A 25286-nucleotide genomic window follows, 5' to 3' on the forward strand; every position below is an offset into this window, starting at 1 on the left:
ATGGGCCGATCATGACCGATAATGTTTTCGCCGATGCCTTGGCCCCCGAAGTCGACGATCCGCGGTTTGCCGATCTGATCGATACCTTTACCGTACCGGCACGGGTGCCATTGGCGCCCGAGATCGAAATGTATCTGGCCACGCATATCACGCCACTTTGGCAGGCGACCGAGGATATTCTGGGCGTGCTTGATATCCCGCCGCCCTATTGGGCGTTTGCATGGCCGGGCGGACAGGCGATTACGCGATACATCCTTGATCACCCAGAATTGGTCCGCGGCAAAAAGGTTCTGGATTTTGCGTGCGGTGGCGGCATGCAGGCGATTGCCTGCGTCATGGCCGGGACGGACAGCATTCTGGCAAACGACATTGATCCGGTGGCGATTACGGCAACCCGCCTGAATGCCAAGCGCAATGGCGTTGCATTTGAAACCACGACCGAAAACTTTGTCGGCACGCAATCGGCAACCCGCCGCTGGGATGTGATTTTTGCCGGTGATGTCTGCTATCAGCAGGATATGGCCAATGCGGTATTGCAATGGCTGATGGGCGAGGCACGGCTTGGCACGCGGGTCATTCTTGCCGATCCGGGCCGGACATATGCCCCGACGCACAATATCGACGAACTTGAAACCTATGACGTGCCGGTTGATGTCGCGGTCGAGGATGTCGACACCAAATTCACCCGTATCTGGCAGCTTTTGCCAGACCGAGAGAATTAGGAAAGCCGGTTTCAGGAAATGGTCGCTAGCTTGCGATCCGTTTGACGCAATCGGTCAGTTCCTGAATGCCGGTGAAGACCGACTGAATGTTTTTCGATATGTCCTTGGTCACCGCGGTCTGTTCTTCGACCGCCGATGCCACCGCATTCACATAATCACTGACAGATGATGCCGCACCGGTAATCTGTTCTGTCGAGTCAGTGACCCGCCGGGTAATGTCCTGCATCGCATCGATCTGTTCTGAAATCTGATCGGTTGCCTTGGCGGTCTGTGTCGCAAGGCTTTTGACTTCTCCGGCGACGACGGCAAAGCCTTTGCCTGCATCGCCTGCACGCGCAGCTTCGATGGTGGCATTCAGCGCCAGAAGATTCACCTGTTCGGCAAGGTCACGGATGATCTGAACCACGCCAACCATGGCCTCGGACGTCTGTTCAAGATCGACGCGCACCTGATCGGCAACCGTGCTTTTTTCGACGATATTGTTCACAGCAACCTGCGAACGCTGCATGCTTTGGCTGATTTCGCTGATCGCGCTTAGCATCTCTTCGGATGCGCTCGCCACGGCCTCGGCACTTTCACTTGACCCTTCGGACAGCTCCCGAACCACTTTGCGGGCTTTGACCTGTGGAGTGATATCGTTGGCAAATTTCACAACCTTGAACGGTTTTCCATTCAAATCCAGAACCGGGTTGTAGCTGGCCTGTATCCAGACCTCGTTGCCATTCTTGGCGATGCGTTTGTAATCGGACGCCATATATTGCCCGGCGCGCAGGGTTTCCCAGAATTGCCGGTATTCGTCCGAGGCGGCATAGTCGCGTTCAACAAACATGCTGTGATGTTTGCCCCGGATTTCATCAAGCTTATACCCCATGACTGACAGGAAGTTCTGATTGGCATCGAGAATTGTGCCTTCCATGTCAAAGGAAATGACCGCCTGTGCCTTGCTGATGGCTTCGACCTGCGCTTGGTGATCTGCGGCCAGCATTTTATCCCGTGTGATGTCAGTGGCGTATTTCACGACCTTGAACGGGTGCCCGGCCATATCCATGATCGGATTGTAGCTGGCCTGTATCCAGACTTCCCTGCCCCCTTTGCCAAAGCGCTGATACTCGGCCGCCATGTATTGACCGTTGCGCAGCTTTGTCCAGAAATCTGCATATTCGGGGGATTTGGCGTAATCGGGGGCAACGAAAATGCTGTGATGTTTGCCCTGCACTTCTGACAGGTCATATCCCATCGCCGACAGGAAATTCCGGTTCGCGGTCAGGATTGTGCCATCCATCGCGAATTCGATCACGGCCTGTGATTTTCCAATTGCTTCGATCTGACCGGCATAATCCGCGGCCTGGAGTTTCTTTTCAGTGACATCGGTTGCCACCTTGAAAACCTTGTAGGGAACACCCCGGTGATTCAGCACCGGGTTATAGGTTGCCTGAATCCAGATTTCCTTGCCGCCCTTGCCGAACCGCTGGAATTCGGCGGTAAAGAATTTACCGGCGCGAAGTTTTTCCCAGAATTCCTTGTAATCAAGGCCTTGCGCATATTGTTCATCCACGAACATGCTGTGATGCTTGCCGCGCACTTCCGAGAGGCTATAGCCCATCAGACTCAGGAAATTCTCGTTGGCGTCCAGTATTTTACCATCAAGCGTGAATTCGATGGTGCCCTGTGACCGTTTAATCGCCTCGACAATATGGGCGTCGTCAGATCGCGCATTAAACATTCCATTCTCCCAATGAAATGAGCACTATTGCGAAACACAACAGCGCTGGCTGCAATAAAGATGCGCCAGTTAATCCCCCCGAAGACCGAACAATTTCCCTGTTTCATGGCCCTTGCCACGCCCGAAACACCGGATTTTTTTTGCAACGAATACAACCGGATATTTCATATCCATGAATTTTCGGCCGTCACATTGTCTGCAATCCAGAATTGCTGCGCCGTTCACGAACTACATTCAAAACCAATGCAATTACAATTAGTTACAGAACAGTAACACGAGAGCAACATCATAATGGAATACCAATTCCGATATGGTGTCAGTCCGCAGATTTTAAATAGCGGCTGACCAGTTTTTTTCGCATTACAATATTATCAGTCAACCAAAGCACGAAATCGGGATGCATCGGATGACCGGCCCGCATCGCGATATGTGCAATCATTTCCCACTGGTTCAGGGACTTGAAACGGCGTTTCGTTGCAGCGATCCCCGCCAGGGCAAAGATATCATTCGCATCAAAGACATACCCGGCAGTCGACTGATAGCTGCCGATCAAATCAACCGGCACCCCGCAATCAAGATGCAGGTTTTTTCCGTCAATCTGCTGGTACTGGTAATGATCGGGAACGGATTCCGTTGCGTGCATATGGGTCAGTTGCGCCGCATTCAGCCACGTCACGGCAACCCGCACACGGGTTCCGGGTGACGGAGCCAAGGTTGCCGGGATCGCGCCATAGCCGGTCATATGCACCGAATAAACGATATCGTGATGATCCATCCAGCCAACCGTGACCGGAACCGGGTCCAGATGACGCGGGGCGGCAAATTTTCGCGCCAGTTGAACCGGCGCCCGGTTGGATCCCACAGCCAGAACAGGCACTCGTCCGACGATGGCATCCTTAATACTGTCGCCCGGAAGGGCCATAACCGCACCATCGACAAACAGGAAGTCGTGATCCGGCGCGGTATAGGGATATAAAAACGCGCGCAGGAGATCCTGCGCGCGTGGGTGTTTTTCAATCTCTTCGCGCAAGGAACGATCCGTGATCGCCTGCGCATCAGAAACAGAAAACATTGTCAATCGGTTCCGGTTTTAAGGCCGGTTCAGCCTTCGACGACGCGATAACGGCAATTGCAGTTATCAACGTGCTGCCAAGCCAGTTTCGACCATGCCTTTTCGGCGTCCTTGAAGGTCGCAAACGGGCCGTGGCGTTCTTCTTCGCCGCCGACCGGCTTTTCGAAATCGGTGGTTTCGTATTCGCCACCGACAACCCAGTATTCTTCAAGGCGTTCGATGCGGTAACGCGAATTGGCGTCGTCAACCGACTGCCAGGCCATCTTGGACCATTCTTTTTCCGCGTCTTCGAAGCTGCCAAACGGACCGACTTTGGTTTCTTCGCCGATCGGCTTGTCAAAACCGGTATCCTGATAGGTGCCCCCGATAACCCAGTACTTGGCCATCTGTGCGTCCTTCATGCTTTGGTGAATGTCGACAGGCTGCACAGGGTGGTGCTGCGCAACCCGGTTTCTTGCCCCTGTATAACCAAATCCGTCTGCGACCGACACCACCAATTTGGTCAATATTGCCATTCAGTCGACGCATAGACGACCAGAAGGCGACAATTTTCCTTTTTAGTCTGACGGTTCGCTCTGCCGGATCGCCGCCCTGGGCGGCAGATATCCCAAATGATTTGGTGGGCACAAAGAGCAAAAGGAAAACAAAATGAACATAACACATATCAAGCGTGCCGGTCTTGCCGGTGTTATTTCGATCACCGCGGCCCTGTCTGCCTGCGGAACACCATCGGCGACCCCGGATATTGATGTTCAAAGTGACGACATGGAAGAAGCCACCGCGACGGTTGTTGCGTCGGGATACAGCCCGTTAACCGGCACCGCATTGGTCAATACGATCAATGATCAGACCTTTTCCTATCGTGACGAGGGCAAGGAAACCAATGTGAATGTCACCTATTTCCAGAATGGCATGGCATCAATCACCTGGATTGACGAGGACGGTGATCGCGGCATGCGCGAAAAACTCTGGACCATCGAACAGGGGCAATATCTGTGCCTTTGGGGCCAGGATGAGGAAGATGATTGCATGTCGGTCCTGACCAAGGCGGGCCAGCTGGCAACCATCGATAATGATGGAAACGTCGCCTATTACACCAATCGTTCCTCGTAATTTTCCGGTCTGGCATCCACTCCCTTTCACTTCCGGAAGGGAGTGGATGCTGGACATCGCGTCTGCACCGTATTAATTCGTGAAACAACAAATTTATTGTTGGCACGGTTTGTTGCCGGTCCGGCTATCGCCGGCTTTGACCGACCGATTTCACAGATTGCGGTGCCCATGCCCTATCAATCCCTTCGCGACTTCATCGACGCGCTTGAAAAGACAGACCGTCTGGTCCGGGTTAGCGAACCGGTTTCCCCCTATCTTGAGATGACGGAAATTCAGACGCGGCTTCTGGCCGAAGGTGGCCCGGCGGTCCTGTTTGAAAATGTCATTGGCGAAGATGGCCAGAAATACGACATGCCGGTTCTGGTGAACCTTTTTGGCACCGTGGACCGCGTGGCGGCCGGCATGAACCGCAAACCCGAAGAATTGCGCGAAGTCGGCGAGACGCTGGCGTTTCTCAAACAGCCCGAACCACCCGGAAGCCTCAAGGAAGCATTTTCAATGCTGCCGCTGGCCAAGACCGTAATGGCGATGAAACCGAAAACGGTTTCCAAGGCCCCGTGTCAGGAAATCGTCCTTGAGGGCGATGACATTGACCTTTCAAAATTGCCGATCCAGTCATGCTGGCCGGGGGAACCGGCCCCGTTGATCACGTGGCCGCTGGTTGTGACCCAGGGCCCGACCGCCAATGAAAAGGGCGGTGACAAACGCGATGTGTTCAATCTTGGTATCTATCGCATGCAGGTTCTGGGCAAGAACAAGGCGATCATGCGCTGGCTGAAACATCGTGGCGGGGCGCAGCATCATGCGCGCTGGAAAAAGGAAAAGCGCGATCCGTTGCCGGCTGCCATCGTGCTGGGTGCCGATCCGGGTACGATCCTTGCCGCGGTGACCCCGGTTCCCGATACGCTTTCGGAATATCAGTTTGCCGGATTGCTCCGCGGGGAAAAGGTCGAACTGGTTGATTGCAAAACCGTTCCGCTGAAAGTCCCGGCGACGGCCGAGATCATTCTGGAAGGCTATGTGTCGCTGGATGAATATGCGCCCGAGGGGCCGTATGGCGACCATACCGGTTATTATAACTCGGTCGAGGAATTCCCGGTATTCACCCTGACCGCGATTACCATGCGCAAAAAGCCGATCTATCTGTCGACCTTTACCGGTCGTCCGCCAGATGAGCCATCGGTCCTTGGCGAGGCATTGAACGATGTTTTCGTGCCGCTATTGCAGCAGCAATTCCCCGAAATCGTTGATTTCTGGCTGCCGCCCGAAGGATGTTCGTATCGCATCGCGGTCGTATCGATGAAGAAGGCCTATCCGGGGCATGCCAAGCGCGTGATGATGGGTGTGTGGTCGTTCCTGCGGCAGTTCATGTATACGAAATTCGTCATTGTCGTGGATGACGATATTGATGTGCGCGACTGGAAAGACGTGATGTGGGCGATTTCAACCCGCATGGACCCGGTGCGCGACATCACCACCGTGACCGAAACACCGATCGATTATCTTGATTTCGCATCACCCGAAAGCGGCCTTGGCGGCAAGCTTGGCCTTGACGCGACCAACAAGCTGCCCCCCGAAACCCACCGGGAATGGGGCGAAAAGATTTTCATGGAAGACGAGATCATTGATCGGGTTGATGCCAAATGGGACCGGTATGGATTGCCGGGATCGGGCAAGAAAATCTGGCGGGATTAATTCAAAAGGCGGATCACAAAATGATCCGCCTTTTGTTTTTCAGTTCCGGAAGAACAGCCAATGCTGTCCGTCATCAGACGGTTTGTCCGACCAGAAAAACTGTGGCGCGTCGCACATGAAGTCGTCGATCCGGACGGCAACATTGCAAAGATCGCCATCGCCCATGACATCACGCATGTATTCGGGATCGTTGACCTGCCAGCTCATGACCGGCGGGGCGGTTTTATCGTCGATGCAAAGGGCATATTGTTCGGACTGGGCGAACGGGATCTGCTTTAATTCGGAATGCGCCTGCCCCTTGTGATTGGTCACCATCAGGACATCGAAAAAAGGTCCTTCGGGATTGTCACGATCCACCCAGCCGACGATCTGGTCATTGATATCGTCGCAGGTGAAATCCCCCACCAGAACCTGATGGCGGTTCTGGGCTGCATATTGCCCGGCCTGAATGCGCATTTCGCGGTAAAGATCATTGGCGGTGACTGGTGCCGCCACAGTATCATTTGGTGTCGCAGTTTCCTGGGCATTAGCCTGCAACATCGGCAAGGACATTCCCAGAAGCAGTGTTGCCACAAACAGGTTTCGCACGTGTATTTCCCGTCATTTCTTGCAGGTTTCCGGTTTTTCCCGGTTCGGTTTTCCGGTCATAATAGCAACTTGCGAAGAAAAAATGGCCAAAGATCAATTCCGGCCAAACAAACGCCTTGGACACAGGGCATAGGCGAAGCAGACCGTCACCGGCGATGATATAGGCGACAGTTTCAGGTCCCTATCCTTTTCTTGCCCTTTGCGAAAAGCGATCAGCCTGCCTATAACCATAGGAAACCACATTCCGATCAAAGGGAGCTTCCATGCCCAAAACCGACATGACACTCGATCGCATCACCGACCTGCTGGCACGTGCAAAAAAGGCGGGTGCCGACGATGCGGATGCCGTTTATGTCGAAGGCACGTCACTTTCGGTATCGCAGCGACTGGGCAAGATGGAGAAGCTTGAACGATCCGAAGGTGCCGATCTTGGCCTGCGTGTTCTGATCGGCAAGCAGCAGGCAGTTGTGTCGTCATCCGACACCAGCGAAAGCGCGTTGAACGAACTGGTCGAGCGCGCCGTCGCCATGGCGAAAAACGCCCCCGAGGACCCGTTCTGTGGCATTGCCGACCCATCTGAACTGGCCGAAACATTTGACCTCGAGGCGCTTGAGCTTTGCGAGCCGGGTGAAGTCAGCCAGGAAAAGCTGATTGCATGGGCCACCGCCTGTGAAGAAGCCGCAAGGTCGGTTGAAGGCATCACCAATTCCGAGGGCGCAGATGCTGGCTGGGGCACCCATCAGATCACGCTTGCCGCGACCAACGGCTTTGCCAATTCCTATGCCGGTAGCGGCAGCCACATTTCCGTATCGGTCCTTGCCGGAACCGGCACCGGCATGGAACGCGATTATGACTATGACAGTGCGGTCTTTTCGACCGATCTGCGCGATCCGGTCGATATCGGCCTGAAGGCGGCGGAAAAGACCCTGAAACGGTTGAACCCGCGCAAGGTCAAAAGCACGCAGGTGCCGGTGATTTACGATCCGCGCGTTTCCGCATCCCTCGTCGGGCATCTGGCCGGTGCAATCAACGGATCGGGCATTGCGCGCGGTACCAGCTTCCTTCTGGATGCCATGGGCAAAGAGATCTTTGCACCGGGGATCAACATCATTGATAACCCGCATCGCAAACGTGGCCTGCGGTCCAAACCGTTTGACGCCGAAGGTGTCGCCAACGAAAAACGTCATCTGATTGAAAATGGCGTTCTGAAAACCTGGATCATGGATTTGCGATCGGCCCGCCAGCTTGGCCTGAAATCGACAGGCAACGCATCGCGCGGGGCCGGAAGCCTGCCGGGCCCATCCACCACCAACCTTTACATGGAACCGGGCACCATATCGCCCGCCGACATGATCAAGGATATAAAGCAGGGCCTTTATATCACCGAAATGATCGGCAGCAGTGTCAACGGTGTGACCGGCGATTATTCGCGCGGAGCATCCGGTTTCTGGATTGAAAATGGCGAGCTGGCCTATCCGGTGTCCGAAATCACGGTTGCCGGAAATCTTAAGGACATGTTCAAAACGGCCGTTCCGGCCAATGACCTGACCTTCAAATACGGCACGAATGCCCCGACGATCCGGATTGATGGCATGACGCTGGCCGGGCAATAAGCCCAAATTACCCAGATGTGATTTGTAACAGGGGTGCGTTTTGCGCATCCCTATTTTCATTTTGGCGGCCATTGCATTGGTCGGCATAGGCGTGAGGCACCATAACCCGCACCGGATAAGGCGACAGGCTGATTTCACACGGCAGCTTGCCGGCACTTTCGCCGTCAATCTGCAAGGGTGCGGGGCCGCAATGGCTGGTGATGGTCAGACGTTCGGTCTGCACGACCGACACGTCGGTTTGCGCATGCAGCCGGTTCAGGGTCAAAGCAATCCCGTAGCGTGCCAGCGCCATAAAGCCGCTTCCGGGCATCAGCACAACATCAAGGCTGTTATCGGTCAGTTTGGCATCGGGGGAAATAACAAACGCCCCGCCATAATGTTTGGCATGGGTCGCAACCACACCGGCAACGCGATATTGTTCGCGCCCGATATTAACTTCGAAATCGCGGTGATGCGGAAAGATGATATTGCGCAAACCTTCGATCACATAGGCACCCTTGCCGATCAGTCTTTTAAGTTTTAGCGACACATTTGCGACCGTATCGGCATCCGCCCCCATGCCGACCATCAAAAAGAATGCCCGGCCATTAACCAGACCGGGCCGCACCCAAACCTGGGCCGGATTGTTGATATAATCGGCAATCGCCTGTGCGCGGATTTCAAGACCGACCTCGACCGCCAGAACGTTTGCAGTTCCCAGCGGAATTATGCCAAGCGGCGGGACTTCGTGGCCTTCGATTTGCGCATCAAGCAGGCCGTTGAGGGCCTCGTTCAGTGATCCATCGCCACCGGCAACAAACAGCCGTTGATGGGCACGAACCTTGCGCGCCAGTTCGCGGGCATGACCGGGATGGGTTGTCTGTAACAATTCAACCTTTACACCGGCTTTTTGCAAAATGCTTGAAAGGAAACGTTGTTTATTCCCGCCAGCGCGCGGATTGAAGATAACAGTCACCCCGGAATGGGTCATTGCGAAAAACTTCCGTAATAAAAATGAAACATTACTTTCGCGTTCTCTTTATAGAAAATGAAACATGTAACAGTATATTGACAGAACCGATAAATTTATATGAACGGGTTATATATTCGCGCGATTTGTTTTAAACCATTACTGGTTGGGGACACTATTCGGCATGTAAAACCGTCGAATTCCAGCCATCCTTTTGGCAGGATACGGAGGAGCGGCAATGACAGCGATGACGCTGCAACCGCATTACCGCACGGTCTGGATTTCGGACGTCCATCTTGGAACGCGTGGATGTCAGGCAGATCTTCTTTTGGATTTCCTCAATGAAGTGACGGCAGATACCTATTATCTGGTCGGAGATATCATTGACGGCTGGCGGCTCAAGAAAAGCTGGTACTGGCCCGAAAGCCACCACGCCGTTATCACGACAATCATGGAAAAGGCCAAGAACGGGGCAAAGGTCATTTTTGTCCCCGGCAACCATGATGAATTCGCCCGTGAGTTTGTCGATATGACCTTTGGACATGTCGAAGTCAAGATGAACGACATTCACGAGACGGCGGATGGCAGAAAGCTTCTGATCATTCACGGCGACGAGTTTGACGGTGTGGTCAAATATGCCAAGTGGCTCGCCTATCTGGGTGACACGGCCTACAACCTCGCGATTGTCCTGAACCGTTATTATAACGGCATTCGTCGCAAACTGGGTTACGGATACTGGTCACTGTCGGCCTATCTGAAGAACCGGGTCAAGAACGCCGTTCAGTTCGTCTGCAATTTTGAAAATGCTGTCGCCCACGAAGCTGCCAAGCGCAAGGTGGACGGTGTTGTATGCGGCCATATCCATCATGCCGAAAAACGCATGATTGGCGATGTCCTTTACTGCAATGACGGCGACTGGGTTGAAAGCTGCACGGCCCTTACCGAAGACCAGAACGGCAAACTTGAACTGCTGTACTGGGCTGAAATGCGCCAGATGGCGATGACACATTCCCAACCCGGCCGCGATGCTGCCAGTGCCCCATCCCTTGGATTGGGCAAACTGATGTCGCTGTTTCGGGTTGTCGGGGACAATAACCGTGCTGCCAATGCCAGTTCCAAAAAGAACAGCGGCACGCCAATTGGAAAGACCGCATGAGAATTTTGATCGTATCCGATGCCTGGTATCCCCAGGTAAATGGTGTGGTGCGCACCCTTGAAACCGTGCGCAGCGAACTGGGCGAGATGGGACATGATGTGCATATCATCTCGCCTGATCAATTCCGGACGATCCCCTGCCCGACCTATCCTGAAATCCGGTTGGCGCTGTTTGCCAAACGCAAACTGGCCCGGATGATTGATGCCCTGCAACCGGTTGCGATCCATATCGCGACCGAGGGCCCATTGGGTCAGGCGGCACGTGCTTATTGCCTGAAACGCGAACTGCCGTTTTCGTCAGCCTATCACACCCGGTTCCCGGAATATCTGCATGCGCGGACACGGCTGCCGCTTTCGATTTCCTATCGCGGTATGAGGCGGTTCCATAACAAATCACAATCGGTCATGGTGGCCACGGAATCGCTTCGCGAAGAGCTGGCTGATCGCGGCTTTAACAGGCTGAATATCTGGTCGCGGGGTGTTGACCTTAACCTGTTCAAACCACGACCCGATGCAAGTTTCGGGGATTTCCCAAAACCGCACTGGCTGTTTGTTGGCCGGGTGGCGGTTGAAAAGAATATCGGCCATTTCCTTGACCTTGACCTGCCGGGGACAAAATTTGTTGTCGGCGACGGGCCGCAACTGGCGGAACTCAAATCAAAATACCCGAATGCACAGTTTCTCGGGAAAAAGGTTGGCGAAGAACTGGCTGTCTGTTTCGCATCGGCAGACGTTTTTGTCTTCCCAAGCAAAACCGACACTTTCGGCCTTGTCATCCTTGAGGCGATGGCGTCCGGAACACCGGTTGCGGTTTTCCCGGTTCAGGGACCAGCCGACATCGTGCGCGGGACCAAGGCAGGTGCCATTGATGCAGACCTTCGCAAGGCGGCGATGGCGGCCCTTGAACTTGACGGCAAGGATGCGCGCGCACTCGCAGAACAATATAGCTGGCGCAATTCCGCCAGTCAGTTCCTGCACAATCTGGCACCGTTTTCGGGCGGTTTTGACGGGGCGGCAGCCAAACGTCTGGCCGTTGAAGACATAACCGAAGCAAAAGAACCGGCGATTGTCATGCCGGCGCAATAACCGGCAGCCGTTTATTATCTGGCAAGCCGGGAGCCGTCCTGCGGGGTTTCTCTCCCTCGCAGGCTTCGGCGCAGAATGCCATATGCCAGCATCGCATTGATCGCATCCGTCCCAAGCCACCGACGGAACGGTTTAAGCGCGATATAAACCGGCCGGATAACCGCCACGATACGGGACAGTGGTTTCATCTGTGGCGCGGTCATGCCGCTGTTGCTCAGATAAGCCTGCCATCCGGAATGCAGAAGATCGGGACGACGTTTAAAACCGCGCTGTATGGAAAACACAAACAGCAGAATGTCGCGCGCCTGTGCGTCGGGCAATGGCATACGTTTATTGGGGTCTTCTTCGAAATCAATAAAACCGATTTTGCCATCATCCCGAATGGTCATGTTGCGCAAAAGAGGGGCGCCATGCGCAAAACCATTGGCATGCAAATCCGCCAACGCAGTTCCGGCCATGGCAATCAGTTCAGCAACACGTGCTTCATCCCCAGCCTTGACCGCATCGCTGATTACGGTTTGCAAGATCGCCCCGTTATCGCCAATAGCGATCCAATTATCGGCGACTTCGAGAAGATCTGGCACCAGAACGTCTGCACGGTTCAGGGCATGAAGGATTTCAGCCTCGCTTGCCAGACCGGCCTTGCCGCCTGGCGACACCGTCGGGCGCAACATCGGTATCCGCGTCAGGGTTGCGACAAAACGCTGCAGGCGGTGCCAGCCCTTTTGCTTTGGCCGGACAGCCTGTTTGATCCAGATACGCCGTCCTTTCCACCGCAATGGAAAAACCCGTGCGCCAACACCTTGGGCAATCGTCTGTTCCACGATATCGTGGAGTTGCTCTGTCATTTTTTTATCTTATATGTCGTTTTTCGTGGCCTGCATTCCTGCAAGCCCTGTCAGTATCAGTTAAGTTAAGTTACGTTGCTGCGGCTTGCCGCACCTGCCCGGGCATGCTAGCAACAGCCCGGAAATATCAAGATATCCATGATGCCTCATCCATATAGATAGTGTCGGACTGACACAATCGGAAATGGCGTCGCACGACCGGGAAGAATTCATTGCCAAAGCATTCGTTAGATCACACGACGGAACATTGGAACACATGGCCAATGATCAGACGCATCGTTCAGGATGCGGTTGCCCCTTATTTCGGCAAGATTGTCCTGGCTCTGGTTTGCATGGCCCTTATGGCTGCCGCGACTGGTGGTTATGCCTATCTGATGGATCCGGTGATTAACGAGGTCTTTGTCAAAAAGAACCCGGCAATGCTGGTCCCTGTTGGTGTTGCGGTTCTAGGCGCCTTTGCGCTGAAAGGCTTTGCCAACTATGGGCAGTCGGTTTTGATGAGCTATGTCGGTGGTCGCATCCTTGCCGATATTCAGAACAAGCTTTACGAACATGTCATCCGGCTTGATATCGGGTTCTTCCACAATACCAATACCGGCAAACTGATCACGCGTTTCACCAGCGATATCACCGCGATGCGGGCCGCCGTTTCCGTATCGCTGACCGGTTTTGGCAAGGACTTTCTGACCGCCATCGTGCTGATTGGCGTCATGTTCTATCAGGACTGGCAGCTTGCCATCATTGCGTTCACGGTATTTCCCGCCGCCATCCTGCCGATTGCCCGCCTAGGCAAGCGCATGCGCAAAGTTTCCGCCAACACCCAGCAGCAGATCGGTGAATTTGCAACCCTCCTTGAACAAACCTTCCAAGGTGTCCGCCATGTCAAAGCCTATGGCATGGAACCCTATGAATGTTCGCGGATGGAAAAGCTTGTTGAAACCGTCTTTGATCTGAGCTTCAAGGCCCAGAAAGTCAGCGCACGTTCGTCCCCTATCATGGAAACACTCGGCGGTGCTGCGATCACGACCATCATTATTTACGGCGGTAGCCGCGTCATTGATGGGGCAAGCGATCCGGGCAGTTTCTTTTCTTTCATCACCGCCCTGTTGCTGGCCTACGAGCCGGTCAAGCGCCTTGCCAATATCAATATCAACCTGCAGGCTGGCCTTGCCGCATCGCAGCGCGTATTTACCGTTCTTGATATCGAACCGGAAATTCGCGATGCCGACGATGCCAAAACGCTTGAGGTCAAGGGGGGCGCCATCCAGTTCAAGGATGTTGCGTTTTCCTACAATGATGAAACGACCGCATTGCGCGACATCAGCCTTGATATCGAAGCCGGACAGACGATTGCCCTTGTCGGGCCATCGGGTGCCGGTAAATCGACCATCCTGAACCTGATCCCGCGGTTTTATGACATCAATGCCGGTGCGATCACGATTGATGGTCAGGATATCCGCGATGTAACGCTGGAAAGCCTGCGATCAGCGACTGCACTGGTCAGTCAGGAAATCACGCTGTTTGACGATACGGTTCGATCCAACATCGCCTATGGTCGATTTGGCGCAAGCGATGCCGAAATCGAAGAAGCCGCACGTCATGCAGCAGCCCATGATTTCATCCTGCAACTTGAAAACGGTTATGACACCATTGTCGGCGAACATGGTGTGAAGCTCTCGGGCGGGCAGCGCCAGCGGATCGCGATTGCACGTGCGATGTTGAAAAACGCCCCGATCCTGCTTCTGGACGAGGCGACATCGGCCCTGGATACGGAATCCGAACGCCACATTCAGGGGGCCCTGACCGAATTGATGAAAGGACGGACCACTCTTGTCATCGCGCACCGCCTTTCGACGATTGTCGATGCCGACAAAATTTGCGTCATTCAGAACGGGCATGTTACCGAACAGGGACGCCATGAAGAATTGCTTGCACTTGGAGGGGCTTACGCCAATCTCTATAATCTGCAATTCTCGGAAGAGAGCGATAACTAGGCCGACAGAAATCGGGATAAACTGGCGTGCAGTTTCATAAACGGATCATAAAAAGCGATCAGGCGCGCAGCACTTTGTGCTGGCTTGCGGCAACCTATATCCGGTTCATTCGTCTTACCGGTCGCTGGCACACGGAAGGTGGCGATCATCCTGCGCATTTCCTGACCGAAGGAAAACCCTTTATCGTGGCTTTCTGGCATCAGCGGTTGCTGATGATGCCATATACATGGCGTTCGGTTGCGGGGAACCGACCGTTTAACATGCTGATTTCATCGCATCGCGACGGTGAAATCATTTCCCGTACAATCGGCCATTTCGGAATTGCGACAATTGCCGGGTCAACCGGGCAAGGCAAGGGCGGCGCGGCAGCGTTGCGGCGTATTCTCAAGGCCCTCAAGTCCGGCGAAGTCGTCGGCATGACCCCGGATGGACCACGCGGACCACGCATGCGGATTTCAGATGGCATTGTGCAGGCGGCAAAGCTTGCAGGCGTTCCGATTTTCCCGCTGACCTATTCTGCCTCAAGACGCCGCGTTTTTGGCAGCTGGGACCGGTTTGTTTTGCCGCTTCCATTTTCAAAAGGTGTCTTTAGCTGGGGCGATCCCATCCATATCCCGCGCGATCTGGATGACGACGGATTGGAAGCAAAGCGGCTGGAGCTTGAAGCAGCTTTGACCAAGCTGACACAGGAAAGCGATGCCAAGCTTGGCCTTGACGTGATTGAACCTGCCGGACCGGATGAACTTCCCAAACAGAAGCGGTCGGCCGTGGTGGCGGCGGCAGAACAGGAAACCTCTAAATGAGCCTGTTTTACGCCTATCGCGTTGCGACACGGCTTTTGGGTCCAGTACTTGGTCTTTATCTGCAACGGCGCAAAAAACGCGGCAAGGAAGATGCAGGAAGGATCGGCGAACGGTTCGGTCATGCCAGCGCATTGCGCCCGAAGGGAAAGCTGGTCTGGATACACGGGGCCAGCGTTGGCGAATCCCTTTCCGCCCTGCCGGTGATTGATGCCCTTCGTGCGCGTTTTCCCGATGTGTCGATACTTGTCACCACCGGCACCGTCACATCTGCGGCAATGATGTATAAACGCCTTCCGGAAGGTGTGATCCATCAGTTTATTCCGATTGACCGACAGGTCTGCGTTGCGCGTTTCCTGCACCACTGGAAACCTGATGTTGCACTTTGGCTTGAAAGCGATTTCTGGCCCAACATTCTGACAAAGGCCAAAAAGGCGGGAACCAAACTGGCACTTCTGAACGGTCGTATCTCGGCTCGAAGTTTTAAAAGCTATTCCCGGTTCCCTTCCTTCATTACACCGGTGATTTCGGCCTTTGACCTGATCCTCAGTCAGGGGACAGAGGAAACCGAGCGTTTCATCGCATTGGGGGGAACCGATGTTCGTGCGGTCGGGAACCTGAAATTCGCAGCCCCCGCCCTGCCGGTTGATAGCGACACGTTGTCCGAACTCAGGATACAGATTGGCAATCGTGCCGTATGGCTTGCCGCAAGTACGTTTGACGGCGAAGAAGCCGCATGCGCGCAGGTTCATAAAAGCCTTGCCAGCAAACATGAAAACCTTCTGACGGTGATCGTTCCCCGCCATTCTGACCGGGCCAACGATATCGAAACCGACCTGATCGCAAAGGGCCTTCGCGTGGCACGCCGAAGCCTTGGCCATGTGATTACCGATCAGGTTGATGTTTATCTTGGCGATACCATGGGCGAGATGGGGCTTTATTACCGGCTTGCACCGGTATGCCTGATCGGCAAGACCCTTTGCGCATCGGGTGGGCAAAACCCGCTGGAACCAGCAAGGCTTGGCTGTGCGATCCTGCATGGCCCGGATATGAGCAACTTTAACGAAATCAGCCGCGAACTTCTCGCCGCCAGGGCATGCCGTCCGGTTGCCGATATCGATGATCTGGCCCGTCAGGTTGATACCCTTCTGACATATCCGGAAAAGGCCCGGACACTGGCAAATGCTGCGCTGGAATATGCCAATTCCAAGGCCGAGGTGCTTGATCGGACGATGGATGCAATCGCGCCGCTTTTAATCAGCGAGGCCGCCAATGCGCGCCCCTGATTTCTGGCAAGCGGATGGTTTCTGGGCCAAGGCATTATCGCCCCTGTCGCTGCTATGGCGGGCGGGTGCGGGCATTCGCACCATGAAAACAACCATGCGTCATCCCGGATGCAAGGTTTTCTGCGTTGGCAATTTTACCATCGGCGGTGCTGGAAAAACCCCGACGGCAATCGCACTTTACCATACGCTGCACGATATGGGCATCAACGCCCATTTTCTGAGCCGTGGCTATGGCGGGCGTGAAATCGGCCCGCACCGCGTTGATCCGGCGACCGATACGGCCTCCGATGTCGGTGATGAGCCGCTGCTTTTGGCACATACCGCCACAACGTGGGTTTCGCGTGACCGGGGCATGGGGGCCGAAACCGCCCGTAATGCCGGGGCCGATGCGATTATCATGGATGACGGACTGCAAAACCCGTCCGTGATCAAGGATTGCAGCTTTGCCGTTGTCGATAGTGGTTTCGGCATTGGAAATGGTCGCGTGATTCCGGCTGGGCCGATGCGCGAAACACTTGAACAGGGCTTGGCAAAAGTCCACGCCATTATCCTGATTGGCGATGGCAATCCGCCATTTCTGGCAAATCTTCCTGCTTCTGTCCCGGTTCTGAGGGCCCGAGTTGTGCCTTGCAACGGTGTCGAGTTTGACGGTCGCAGGGTCCTTGCATTTGCGGGCATTGCCCGCCCGGCGAAGTTTCATGATAGTCTGCGCGCCGTGGGGGCCGATATTGTCGCGACAATCGACTTTGCCGATCATCACCCGTTCCGTGCATCTGAATTGGCAGAACTGCGTCAGAAAGCAGCAGCACTGAATGCGGATCTGGTGACGACGGAAAAAGACCTGATGCGCTTGCCTGCCGAGCAGCGGGACGGCATAAGCGCACTTGCTATCCGGCTGGCATTCGACGCCCCGCACCAGCTTGAGAAAATCATTAAAGCGGTATTGTCTGATGGCTGAACGCAGCACCTTTTACAAAGCACGCCAGAAATATGTTTCCCATCCGTTGCAGGGCCTCGCAGCGCATCTAGTCTATTGGATTTTTGCCGCGATGCCGATCGATATGGCGTCGAATGCTGGTGGGGCACTCTTGCGTAAATTCGGCCCGAAACTGGGCCAGACAAAGAAGGCCCGAAATAACCTGACCCGCGCATTTCCGGAAAAATCCCGCGAAGAAATCGATGCCATCATTTGCGACATGTGGGAAAATCTGGGACGTAATGCGGCTGAAATTCCGCACCTTCACAAATTGCGCCCGGGCGGTCCAAGGATCGAGGTTGTCGGTCTGGAAAACGGACTGGCATCCAAAAATGATGACAAGCCCGGTGTGTTCTTTACCGGCCATATCGGCAACTGGGAAATCGGCATGACGCTGGCAACCGCGATGGATATGGACATGATGTGTGTCTATCGTGCGCCGGATAATCCATGGGTTGACCAGTTATTCATCCGCGCCCGAAAGACATTCCGTGGCCAACTGGTAAAAAAGGGTGCCCAGGGTGCCCGCCAGATAACCCGATACATGAAAGAAGGCGGCCATGTCGCCATGCTGGTCGATCAGAAGATGAATGACGGGATCGCTGTACCGTTCTTTGGGCGCGATGCGATGACCGCACCGGCGCTGGCACAGTTTGCCCTGAAATACGACTGCCCGGTAGTTCCCGTAAGGGTCGAGCGGCTTAACGGGGCCTATTTCCGGATGACGTTTTACCCGGCACTGGAAATTGTCCCGACCGAAGATCGCCACGCAGATATCCTGCACATCATGACCGAAGTTAACGCGATGCTGGAAAGCTGGATTCGTGAACGGCCGGCACAATGGCTTTGGCTTCACAAACGCTGGCCGAACTAAGCGGCAATTATCACGCTGGCATTAACCTAATTGGAACGACCTTGCACCAGACTGGTGGGCACCTCACCACCATCTCCGGGGAGTTTCTTTTTGCTGCGTTTCGTCGTCCCGCTTTTCCTGATCCTTATTGCATCGATGTTTGCGGTCTGGCCGTCCTTTGCGCTTGAAGGCGACACCGGCAAGATCGAAAGCAGTTCAAAAAATGTGCGCATACGGATTGCCGAGCTTGATCAGCAGTTGCGCACACATCTGCAAGAAGCGGTCGAAAAATTCGGTGATCGCCAGATCGAATGCGGTGCCAGCGGCGAAAAGAAATCACTGTCAGATTGCATTGCCGAAGACGACGATAACCTGACGCAAGCCAAACTATCGATTGCACGCGCCAAAGATCGCGACGCGGAAGAAAGCCCGCTTGATGAACTGGCTGCAACCGAAGAACGTTTTGCCATGTTCATCGAACGTCTCAATAAAACCAACGACCTTCTGTCCCGTGCCGGGGCAAAGATGTATCGAACGAGTTTCGATATCACACCGGAAATGGATCAGCTTCGCCGACAGGTTATCGCCTATGTCGAACGCAAACAGGAATATGATCTGCGTCTCAATCAGGCGATGTTGATCGCTGGTGTAACGCTTGTCCTGATCGCTATTTTCGCGATGATCTTTTTCGCCACACGCCGCATTCGGGGAAATTAGGATCAGCATCCTTTGTTGCAGGACAAATTGCATTGATAATGCGATCAATCCCCTTTACCGAGTGGCGTAAGAGCTATCGCCCGAGGAAACCATAATGACACAGGCCTACTGGCAGGACATTCTGGTCGCATTGCGCCAGATCATCCGCGCAACCGATCTTCATTCCAAACGAATGATGAAAGCCTGTGGCCTGACCATCCCGCAGGTGATGGTCCTGCGCGCGATCGACGAATTGCAGAACGTCACAGTGCGTCGCATTTCCAATCATGTGTCCCTTAGCCAGGCAACGGTCACAACAATCCTGAACCGCCTTGAACAGCGCGGGCTGGCAGAACGCCGCCGCAGCACCACGGACAAGCGCGTTGTCAATACGGTTCTGACGGAGGCAGGTCAGAACGTCCTGAAAGCAGCCCCCACCATGCTGCACGAAGAATTCATATCGCAGTTCGAAGCCCTGCCCGATTGGGAAAAAACGCAGCTTTTGTCATCCATGCAGCGGGTCGCGACAATGATGAATGCGGAAAAGATTGATGCGGCTCCGTTGCTTGACGTCCGCCCTGCGGACGAAATTCCGCGTTAAGCTGGTTCAAGCCGGATTACAGATCGGTAATCACAATTTGATGGCCATTGCGTCTGGCATCCCCCACCGCATTGAATTTTGTGCCATCACCACTGACCTTGGCGGCGTGAACACCGCCAAAGAACATATCCTCCGCATCCCAGCGCTGCTGTTCTTCCATGCTAAGACCATCCAGAAGCGAACCGTCAAATCCCGGTTCGACCGACAAAAGACTGTCTTCGACATGAAGTCGCGGTGCCGCCACCGCCCCATGCAGGGTCATGTCATAGGCATCGATATTCAGCATCACCTGCAACATGGTCGAACGAATGCGGTTTGACCCGCCAGATCCAAGTGCAATCGCATCACCATTCGCCGCCAGATACAGGGCCGGGGTCATCATCGATGTCATGCGCACACCGCACGGCCAGTGATGGAACCCATCGGGTGACAGATCAGCTTCGCCCAGCATGTTGTTAAGCATGATCCCGGTGCCCGGCACCATCCGCCCGGAGCAGGACCCGTTCGAAATTGTCGCGGCGGCAAGATTGCCATCGCCATCAACCACGGAAATATGGGTCGTGCCATCCTGGCTAAGCGGGCGTTCGCCGATCATCGACCGGTAGGATTCGCAGAATTCGTCGGCAAGGATCGCTGGGCTTGCGCCATATTCGCTACGTGCCAGCCCCGTGGCATGAAGAATGCGCGAAATCGCTTCCAGATGGCGGGCAGAGCCAAATGCCCCGAGTTCTATTTCGCGCGCAAGCTTAAGCCCGAACCCGACCAGAACCCCGCCCGATGCAGGCGGCGGGTTTAAAACAAACCGTCCGTTGCGTCCGGCAATCAATAGCGGATCACGGACCAGAACCCGGTATGCCGCCAAATCAGCGCCCGTAAGATAGCCACCATATTCCCGGCATTCGGTCACTAGCGCATGACCAAGATCACCGTGATAAAAACCGTCCGAACCGGTTCGCAACAAATATTCGATGCTGTCGGCCATATCTGCCTGACAAAGAATGGAACCCTCGTCGGGCAATTCAAATCGGTCTTCATCCTGATGTTTCAGCGCACCGAAAACCGCCCGGCTGTCTTTGGAAAAGGCCAGAAGCGGGGTTACGATCCCCATGACGTATCGCTGAAACGCATCCAGCCTGACCCCGTCGCGAGCCGACGTAATTGCCGGTTCGGCCAGCATCGCCATCGGCAATGATCCAAGATCGTCATGCAGCTTGAAGATACCGGCAACCACGCCCGGCGTTGCAACCGAACCGTATCCACCGTGAAATTCCTGGGTAACGCCACCGGCAAATGTCGCAAACCGGCTTTCAAATTCAAGCTCTTCGCGCGGGCGTTTGGCAAGCGGGGTTTCGACAAAGAAATCATAAAGCCTTGGCGGTTTACCCGCCGGACGGGTCATGACAAACCCGCCCCCGCCAAGCGACGCCAGAACCGGCTCCGCCACGCATGCCGTCCACATCGCGGCGGTCACCGCGTCAAAGGCATTGCCGCCAGCCTCAAGCACATCGGCAGCCGCGCGTGCTGTGACATCATGTCCTGCGGCGACGGCTCCGTGCTTTTTCATGGCAGACGTTCCCTATTGTTTATCCATCGTCAATTGCTGGCCTTTGCCTTTGCGGCCTTTTGTGCATCTTCCATCGGCGGCACAAGCAGGGCCGCGTCGACACGCGCATCCCCGACATTGATCCGCCAGTCCAGATGCGGCCCGGTTGCCCGGCCACTTGCCCCGACCTTGGCAATTGGATCACCCTGACGAACCACATCACCAACTTTCACATCGATTTCCGACAGATGCAAAAACGCCGAAACCATGCCAAGCCCGTGATCAATAAACAGGGTCGCCCCGGAAAAATACATATCGGGATGCGCCAGCGTCACAATCCCGTCAGCCGGTGCGACAACCTGTGTTCCGGTCGGAACGGCAATGTCTATCCCCCAATGCGGGGCACGCGGTTCGCCATTCAAAATGCGTTGTGATCCATAAACGCCGCTGATCGGCCCCAAAACCGGCCAGATAAAGCCGTTCTTGTAAAATTCCCGGGTAAATCTTTCGACACGTGCTTCACGGGCCTGACGCGAATCATCCTTGATCCGATCCATGACTTTCGGATCCGGTGTCACCATTTTTGGTGGCAGACCATCAATCCGCTGAATATCAAATTCGCGATCACCGATGTCATAGGCGTATTCTTCGACAGCCCCATCTGCATCGCGCAAAGTCAGCTTGGCCGGTCCTTCATAGTCGCGCGGGAAGCCAAGGATAAAGGCCCCGTCCGGACCGATCGTATCAATAGCCTTGCCATCCAGAAGGATGCTGCCGCCGGGTTCGGTCTGCCCGAACACGATGCCGCCCTGAACAAACTGGCCCTCATAGGTCGGCTCGGCCGCGATAGCACCGAAACACGATACAATTAAACCGGTTGTTGCCAGAAACGTGGTCATTCCGAAACGCATCACAAAAGGCTCCCTTGCCTGTCATCATCTTTGGGGGCCGGGTCTTTTTTCCGGGCCGGTTTCGGTTTGGATGCGGATTTCGGCGCGACTGTGGCAACCGGTGCCGCCTCGGGTGCCCCAGAGGAATACGTCCCTGCTGTCACATCGGCACGTCCATCCTGCATTTCCAGAATGTAACCCTGCCCGGCAATCAGATCCGATGCCCTGCCGATCAAACTTTCGTCCGCACCGCGCACCACAGCAAAGCCGCGTTTCAGAACATTGCGATAGGAATAACTTTCCAGAAGACGGTCATAGCGCGCCAGTCCTTCGGCTTCGCGATTCAGGATATTTTTAACCGCCGCCTGCATCCGACCGGCCAGATCGCCGATCTGTTTGTGATCACGTGCGATATCGCGTTTGGCATTTGCCGGGCGAAGTCCGGCTGCGGCCTGATCAAGACGAGCCTTTTGCATCTGGATCGCGGATTTGATCGCCCCATCCAGCCGCAGACCAGCATTTTCCAACCGCCCGCGTTTTTCCGAAAGCTGTTCACGCGGGCTAACCAGCCTTGCCCCGGCTTCGTTCAGACGCGCACGCGCCTGCTGTAAAACACTGCCTGCCGCACGTGGTAGCCGATCGGCCCAGTTATCAAGGGTCTGGCTGCGTTCTTCAAGCATCCGGCGCGGATCGCCAAGGCCACGCGCAAGGCTTTCAAGGGCGGTGCGTTTTTCCACACCAAGCCGACGGACTGCCTGCGTCAGACGAAGGCCGTCTTCCTCGACCTGACCAATCAGATCAAGCCGCACGGGAACGGCCTTTTCCGCGGCCCCCGTCGGGGTGGGCGCGCGCAGGTCGGACACAAAATCAATCAGGGTGGTATCGGTTTCATGACCGACCGCCGAGATCACCGGAATGTCGGATTCCGCCACCGCACGGGCAATGATTTCCTCGTTAAACGCCCAAAGGTCTTCCAGCGATCCGCCTCCGCGCGCGACGATCAGGACATCGGGGCGCGGAATATTGCCATAGGGCAAAAGATCATTGAAACCGCGCACGGCCTGCGCGACCTGCTCGGCGGCACCGGTTCCCTGCACCACCACGGGCCATAACAAAACACGGCGCGGAAACCTCTCACGCAGCCGATGCATGATATCGCGGATAACCGCCCCGGTCGGGGATGTTACAATCCCGATGACATCAGGCAGGAACGGGATCGGCTTTTTGCGATCCGCATCAAACAGTCCTTCGGCGGCAAGTTTCTTTTTACGTTCTTCCAGAAGTTTCAGAAGCGCGCCTTCGCCGGCGACCTCCATCGTTTCGATGACAATCTGGTATTTCGACCGGCCCGGGAATGTCGTCAGCCGCCCGGTCACAATGACTTCCATGCCGTCTTCGGGTGCAAGGCCAAGCTTGGTTGCCTGCCCGCGCCAGCAAACACCATCCAGCACGGCCTGATCGTCTTTGAGGGCCAGATACATGTGACCGCTGCTTGCGCGCTTGAAGCCGGAAATTTCGCCGCGCACACGCACAAACGAAAACGCATCCTCGACCGTGCGTTTAAGCGCGTTGGAAAGATCAGAGACCGAAAATTCCGGCAGATTTCCCGGTTTCGCGGGTTCTTCGGGCATGGGAGCGAACGGGTCGAACAAATCTTGCGTCATCAAGGGCACTTTATGCTAAAAGCCCGCATAAATTTTCAAGCGGGATGGGGTGCAAGCCTAGTTCATCCCGTCTGGACCATCAAGCAGTCGGACACGTAATCGAGGTTAAAATCATGAAGGTTCTGGTCGTTGGCGGTGGCGGACGTGAACATGCATTGTGCTGGGCAATTGCCAAGAGCCCGCGGCTGACCAAGCTTTGGTGTGCGCCGGGCAATGCCGGGATTGCCGATTCAGCAGAATGTGTTGCCATTTCCGATAGCGACATTGACGGCCTTGTGAAATTTGCCACCGACAATGCGGTCGATCTGGTTGTTGTCGGCCCCGAAGCCCCGCTGGTCGCGGGCCTTGTCGATGCGCTGGATGCGGTTGGCATCAAATCGTTTGGCTGTTCCAAGGCTGCCGCACAGCTTGAAGGCTCTAAGGGTTTCATGAAGGACATGGTCGCAAAGTTTGGCGTGCCATCTGCGGCCTATGGCCGTTTCACCACGCCTGACGAGGCGCGGGCCTTTGTTGAAAAGCACGGCGCACCGATTGTTGTAAAAACCGACGGCCTTGCCGCGGGCAAGGGTGTCACGATTTGCCAGACAGTTGACGAAGCCCTTGCCGCGATCGACGAATGCATGGTCGGTGGCAAATTCGGCGATGCCGGTGCGGAGCTGGTGATCGAGGAATTCATGACTGGCGAAGAAGCATCCTTCTTTGCCGTCTGCGATGGCGAAAATGTCATTCCCCTGATTGCGGCACAGGATCACAAGGCCGTCGGCGAAGGCGATACCGGCCCGAATACCGGTGGCATGGGTGCCTATTCCCCCGCCCCGGTCTTTACCAAATCGGTTGAGGACAAGGTCATGGAACAGATCATTGTTCCAACCGTCAAAGGCATGGCTGCCGAAGGCCATCCGTTCAAAGGTGTCCTGTTTGCCGGTCTGATGATTGACGATGCAGGCAACCCGAAACTGATCGAATACAACATCCGTTTTGGCGACCCGGAATGCCAGGTTCTGATGACGCGCCTGAAATCGGATGTGCTTGATATCCTTGATGGGGCAGCGACCGGCAAACTCGATACCGTCAAACCCAAATGGCATGACGAAACCGCAATGGTCGTTGTCATGGCCGCCAAGGGTTATCCGGGCAGCTACGAAAAAGGCACCGAGATCAGAAATGTTGCCGATGCGGATGCGATGGAGAAGGTCAAGGTCCTTCACGCCGGAACGAAAATGGATGGTGACAAACTGACCGCGACAGGTGGTCGTGTTCTTGGCGTTACCGCACGTGGCACGTCGGTGACCGAGGCGCAAAAACGCGCCTATGAAGCGGTCGATACCATTGACTGGCCGGGCGGTTTTTGCCGCCGTGATATCGGCTGGCGCGCGATTGCCCGCGAACAGAAGTAAGCCTTTGAATTAAAAAAGACCG

Annotated in this window: 23 protein-coding genes; 14 read left to right on the plus strand and 9 right to left on the minus strand. The window is 55.1% G+C overall.

Going from position 1 to position 25286, the window contains the following annotated elements:
- The first annotated feature begins 11 nt into the window (after nt 1–11).
- A complete protein-coding gene (locus tag TH468_RS02680) occupies nt 12–722 on the plus strand; it encodes a methyltransferase (RefSeq protein WP_085642080.1) in 711 nt (236 codons plus the stop codon).
- A gap of 25 nt (nt 723–747) precedes the next feature.
- Here TH468_RS02680 and TH468_RS02685 read toward each other — a convergent pair whose 3' ends face one another.
- The 3 genes from TH468_RS02685 to TH468_RS02695 form a co-directional block, all read right to left on the minus strand.
- Nucleotides 748–2445, minus strand: a complete 1698-nt coding sequence (locus TH468_RS02685) for a PAS domain-containing methyl-accepting chemotaxis protein (protein ID WP_085642081.1) — start codon at nt 2443–2445, stop codon at nt 748–750.
- A gap of 316 nt (nt 2446–2761) precedes the next feature.
- Nucleotides 2762–3517: a hypothetical protein gene (locus tag TH468_RS02690; protein WP_085642082.1), complete on the minus strand. Its 756-nt coding sequence runs from the start codon at nt 3515–3517 to the stop codon at nt 2762–2764.
- Nucleotides 3518–3546: 29 nt separating this feature from the next.
- A complete protein-coding gene (locus tag TH468_RS02695; RefSeq protein ID WP_007091209.1) occupies nt 3547–3903 on the minus strand; it encodes a DUF4170 domain-containing protein in 357 nt (118 codons plus the stop codon).
- Between the two features lie 262 nt (nt 3904–4165).
- On the opposite strand from TH468_RS02695, the gene TH468_RS02700 reads away from it, so the two are divergent.
- Both TH468_RS02700 and TH468_RS02705 read left to right on the plus strand, forming a co-directional pair.
- Complete coding sequence (locus tag TH468_RS02700; protein WP_062950634.1) at nt 4166–4630, plus strand: hypothetical protein; 465 nt, start codon at nt 4166–4168, stop codon at nt 4628–4630.
- A gap of 168 nt (nt 4631–4798) precedes the next feature.
- Nucleotides 4799–6325 carry a UbiD family decarboxylase gene (locus tag TH468_RS02705; protein WP_085642449.1) on the plus strand — a complete coding sequence of 509 codons (1527 nt, stop codon included), beginning with the start codon at nt 4799–4801 and terminating at the stop codon, nt 6323–6325.
- A gap of 39 nt (nt 6326–6364) precedes the next feature.
- On the opposite strand, the gene TH468_RS02710 is transcribed toward TH468_RS02705, so the two are convergent.
- Nucleotides 6365–6913: a hypothetical protein gene (locus TH468_RS02710; protein WP_062950644.1), complete on the minus strand. Its 549-nt coding sequence runs from the start codon at nt 6911–6913 to the stop codon at nt 6365–6367.
- 263 nt (nt 6914–7176) lie between these two features.
- On the opposite strand from TH468_RS02710, the gene TH468_RS02715 reads away from it, so the two are divergent.
- Entirely contained in the window at nt 7177–8526 is a 1350-nt protein-coding gene (locus TH468_RS02715) for a TldD/PmbA family protein (RefSeq protein WP_085642083.1), read from the plus strand.
- A gap of 7 nt (nt 8527–8533) precedes the next feature.
- On the opposite strand, the gene TH468_RS02720 is transcribed toward TH468_RS02715, so the two are convergent.
- A complete protein-coding gene (locus tag TH468_RS02720; RefSeq protein WP_085642084.1) occupies nt 8534–9496 on the minus strand; it encodes a diacylglycerol kinase family protein in 963 nt (320 codons plus the stop codon).
- A 217-nt stretch (nt 9497–9713) separates the two neighbouring features.
- Between TH468_RS02720 and TH468_RS02725 the strand changes: the two genes are divergently transcribed.
- Both TH468_RS02725 and TH468_RS02730 read left to right on the plus strand, forming a co-directional pair.
- Nucleotides 9714–10631: a UDP-2,3-diacylglucosamine diphosphatase gene (locus tag TH468_RS02725; protein WP_063093284.1), complete on the plus strand. Its 918-nt coding sequence runs from the start codon at nt 9714–9716 to the stop codon at nt 10629–10631.
- Nucleotides 10628–11716 carry a glycosyltransferase family 1 protein gene (locus TH468_RS02730; protein ID WP_063093283.1) on the plus strand — a complete coding sequence of 363 codons (1089 nt, stop codon included), beginning with the start codon at nt 10628–10630 and terminating at the stop codon, nt 11714–11716. Before TH468_RS02725 ends, TH468_RS02730 begins: the two co-directional genes overlap by 4 nt.
- A 14-nt stretch (nt 11717–11730) precedes the next feature.
- On the opposite strand, the gene TH468_RS02735 is transcribed toward TH468_RS02730, so the two are convergent.
- A complete protein-coding gene (locus TH468_RS02735) occupies nt 11731–12564 on the minus strand; it encodes a hypothetical protein (RefSeq protein WP_085642085.1) in 834 nt (277 codons plus the stop codon).
- 263 nt (nt 12565–12827) lie between these two features.
- Here TH468_RS02735 and TH468_RS02740 point away from each other — a divergent pair, with 263 nt between their 5' ends.
- From TH468_RS02740 to TH468_RS02770, 7 genes are all read left to right on the plus strand, one after another.
- Entirely contained in the window at nt 12828–14558 is a 1731-nt protein-coding gene (locus TH468_RS02740; RefSeq protein ID WP_085642086.1) for an ABC transporter ATP-binding protein, read from the plus strand.
- A 26-nt stretch (nt 14559–14584) separates the two neighbouring features.
- Entirely contained in the window at nt 14585–15361 is a 777-nt protein-coding gene (locus TH468_RS02745) for a lysophospholipid acyltransferase family protein (protein ID WP_085642087.1), read from the plus strand.
- Complete coding sequence (locus tag TH468_RS02750; RefSeq protein WP_085642088.1) at nt 15358–16644, plus strand: 3-deoxy-D-manno-octulosonic acid transferase; 1287 nt, start codon at nt 15358–15360, stop codon at nt 16642–16644. Before TH468_RS02745 ends, TH468_RS02750 begins: the two co-directional genes overlap by 4 nt.
- Entirely contained in the window at nt 16631–17602 is a 972-nt protein-coding gene (lpxK, locus tag TH468_RS02755) for a tetraacyldisaccharide 4'-kinase (protein ID WP_085642089.1), read from the plus strand. Before TH468_RS02750 ends, lpxK begins: the two co-directional genes overlap by 14 nt.
- Nucleotides 17595–18494, plus strand: a complete 900-nt coding sequence (locus tag TH468_RS02760) for a lauroyl acyltransferase (protein ID WP_085642090.1) — start codon at nt 17595–17597, stop codon at nt 18492–18494. Before lpxK ends, TH468_RS02760 begins: the two co-directional genes overlap by 8 nt.
- A 90-nt stretch (nt 18495–18584) precedes the next feature.
- The gene (locus tag TH468_RS02765; RefSeq protein ID WP_085642091.1) at nt 18585–19190 is read left to right on the plus strand and encodes a hypothetical protein; all 606 of its coding nucleotides are present in this window, start codon (nt 18585–18587) and stop codon (nt 19188–19190) included.
- A 94-nt stretch (nt 19191–19284) separates the two neighbouring features.
- Complete coding sequence (locus tag TH468_RS02770) at nt 19285–19770, plus strand: MarR family winged helix-turn-helix transcriptional regulator (protein ID WP_063093276.1); 486 nt, start codon at nt 19285–19287, stop codon at nt 19768–19770.
- A gap of 16 nt (nt 19771–19786) precedes the next feature.
- On the opposite strand, the gene TH468_RS02775 is transcribed toward TH468_RS02770, so the two are convergent.
- The 3 genes from TH468_RS02775 to xseA are packed head-to-tail and all read right to left on the minus strand — an operon-like array spanning nt 19787 to nt 23867.
- Complete coding sequence (locus tag TH468_RS02775; protein ID WP_085642092.1) at nt 19787–21334, minus strand: gamma-glutamyltransferase family protein; 1548 nt, start codon at nt 21332–21334, stop codon at nt 19787–19789.
- A 29-nt stretch (nt 21335–21363) separates the two neighbouring features.
- Nucleotides 21364–22224 carry a M23 family metallopeptidase gene (locus tag TH468_RS02780; protein WP_085642093.1) on the minus strand — a complete coding sequence of 287 codons (861 nt, stop codon included), beginning with the start codon at nt 22222–22224 and terminating at the stop codon, nt 21364–21366.
- Nucleotides 22224–23867 carry an exodeoxyribonuclease VII large subunit gene (xseA, locus tag TH468_RS02785; protein ID WP_085642094.1) on the minus strand — a complete coding sequence of 548 codons (1644 nt, stop codon included), beginning with the start codon at nt 23865–23867 and terminating at the stop codon, nt 22224–22226. Before xseA ends, TH468_RS02780 begins: the two co-directional genes overlap by 1 nt.
- A 113-nt stretch (nt 23868–23980) precedes the next feature.
- On the opposite strand from xseA, the gene purD reads away from it, so the two are divergent.
- Nucleotides 23981–25264 (plus strand): phosphoribosylamine--glycine ligase, encoded by a 1284-nt coding sequence (gene purD / locus TH468_RS02790; RefSeq protein WP_085642095.1) that lies wholly within the window; start codon nt 23981–23983, stop codon nt 25262–25264.
- Nucleotides 25265–25286: the final 22 nt, after the last annotated feature.

The organism is Thalassospira sp. MCCC 1A03138, assembly GCF_002115785.1.
Lineage (GTDB): Bacteria > Pseudomonadota > Alphaproteobacteria > Rhodospirillales > Thalassospiraceae > Thalassospira.

Coding starts and splice junctions, on each gene's coding strand:
- TH468_RS02730 (WP_063093283.1), top strand. CDS start 10,628: ATGAGAATTTTGATCGTATCCGATGCCTGGTATCCCCAGGTAAATGGT.
- TH468_RS02690 (WP_085642082.1), bottom strand. CDS start 3,517: ATGTTTTCTGTTTCTGATGCGCAGGCGATCACGGATCGTTCCTTGCGC.
- TH468_RS02685 (WP_085642081.1), bottom strand. CDS start 2,445: ATGTTTAATGCGCGATCTGACGACGCCCATATTGTCGAGGCGATTAAA.
- TH468_RS02700 (WP_062950634.1), top strand. CDS start 4,166: ATGAACATAACACATATCAAGCGTGCCGGTCTTGCCGGTGTTATTTCG.
- TH468_RS02705 (WP_085642449.1), top strand. CDS start 4,799: ATGCCCTATCAATCCCTTCGCGACTTCATCGACGCGCTTGAAAAGACA.
- TH468_RS02720 (WP_085642084.1), bottom strand. CDS start 9,496: ATGACCCATTCCGGGGTGACTGTTATCTTCAATCCGCGCGCTGGCGGG.
- TH468_RS02680 (WP_085642080.1), top strand. CDS start 12: ATGACCGATAATGTTTTCGCCGATGCCTTGGCCCCCGAAGTCGACGAT.
- TH468_RS02695 (WP_007091209.1), bottom strand. CDS start 3,903: ATGGCCAAGTACTGGGTTATCGGGGGCACCTATCAGGATACCGGTTTT.
- TH468_RS02735 (WP_085642085.1), bottom strand. CDS start 12,564: ATGACAGAGCAACTCCACGATATCGTGGAACAGACGATTGCCCAAGGT.
- xseA (WP_085642094.1), bottom strand. CDS start 23,867: ATGACGCAAGATTTGTTCGACCCGTTCGCTCCCATGCCCGAAGAACCC.
- TH468_RS02740 (WP_085642086.1), top strand. CDS start 12,828: ATGATCAGACGCATCGTTCAGGATGCGGTTGCCCCTTATTTCGGCAAG.
- lpxK (WP_085642089.1), top strand. CDS start 16,631: ATGCGCGCCCCTGATTTCTGGCAAGCGGATGGTTTCTGGGCCAAGGCA.
- purD (WP_085642095.1), top strand. CDS start 23,981: ATGAAGGTTCTGGTCGTTGGCGGTGGCGGACGTGAACATGCATTGTGC.
- TH468_RS02760 (WP_085642090.1), top strand. CDS start 17,595: ATGGCTGAACGCAGCACCTTTTACAAAGCACGCCAGAAATATGTTTCC.
- TH468_RS02770 (WP_063093276.1), top strand. CDS start 19,285: ATGACACAGGCCTACTGGCAGGACATTCTGGTCGCATTGCGCCAGATC.
- TH468_RS02775 (WP_085642092.1), bottom strand. CDS start 21,334: ATGAAAAAGCACGGAGCCGTCGCCGCAGGACATGATGTCACAGCACGC.
- TH468_RS02780 (WP_085642093.1), bottom strand. CDS start 22,224: ATGCGTTTCGGAATGACCACGTTTCTGGCAACAACCGGTTTAATTGTA.
- TH468_RS02725 (WP_063093284.1), top strand. CDS start 9,714: ATGACAGCGATGACGCTGCAACCGCATTACCGCACGGTCTGGATTTCG.
- TH468_RS02715 (WP_085642083.1), top strand. CDS start 7,177: ATGCCCAAAACCGACATGACACTCGATCGCATCACCGACCTGCTGGCA.
- TH468_RS02750 (WP_085642088.1), top strand. CDS start 15,358: ATGAGCCTGTTTTACGCCTATCGCGTTGCGACACGGCTTTTGGGTCCA.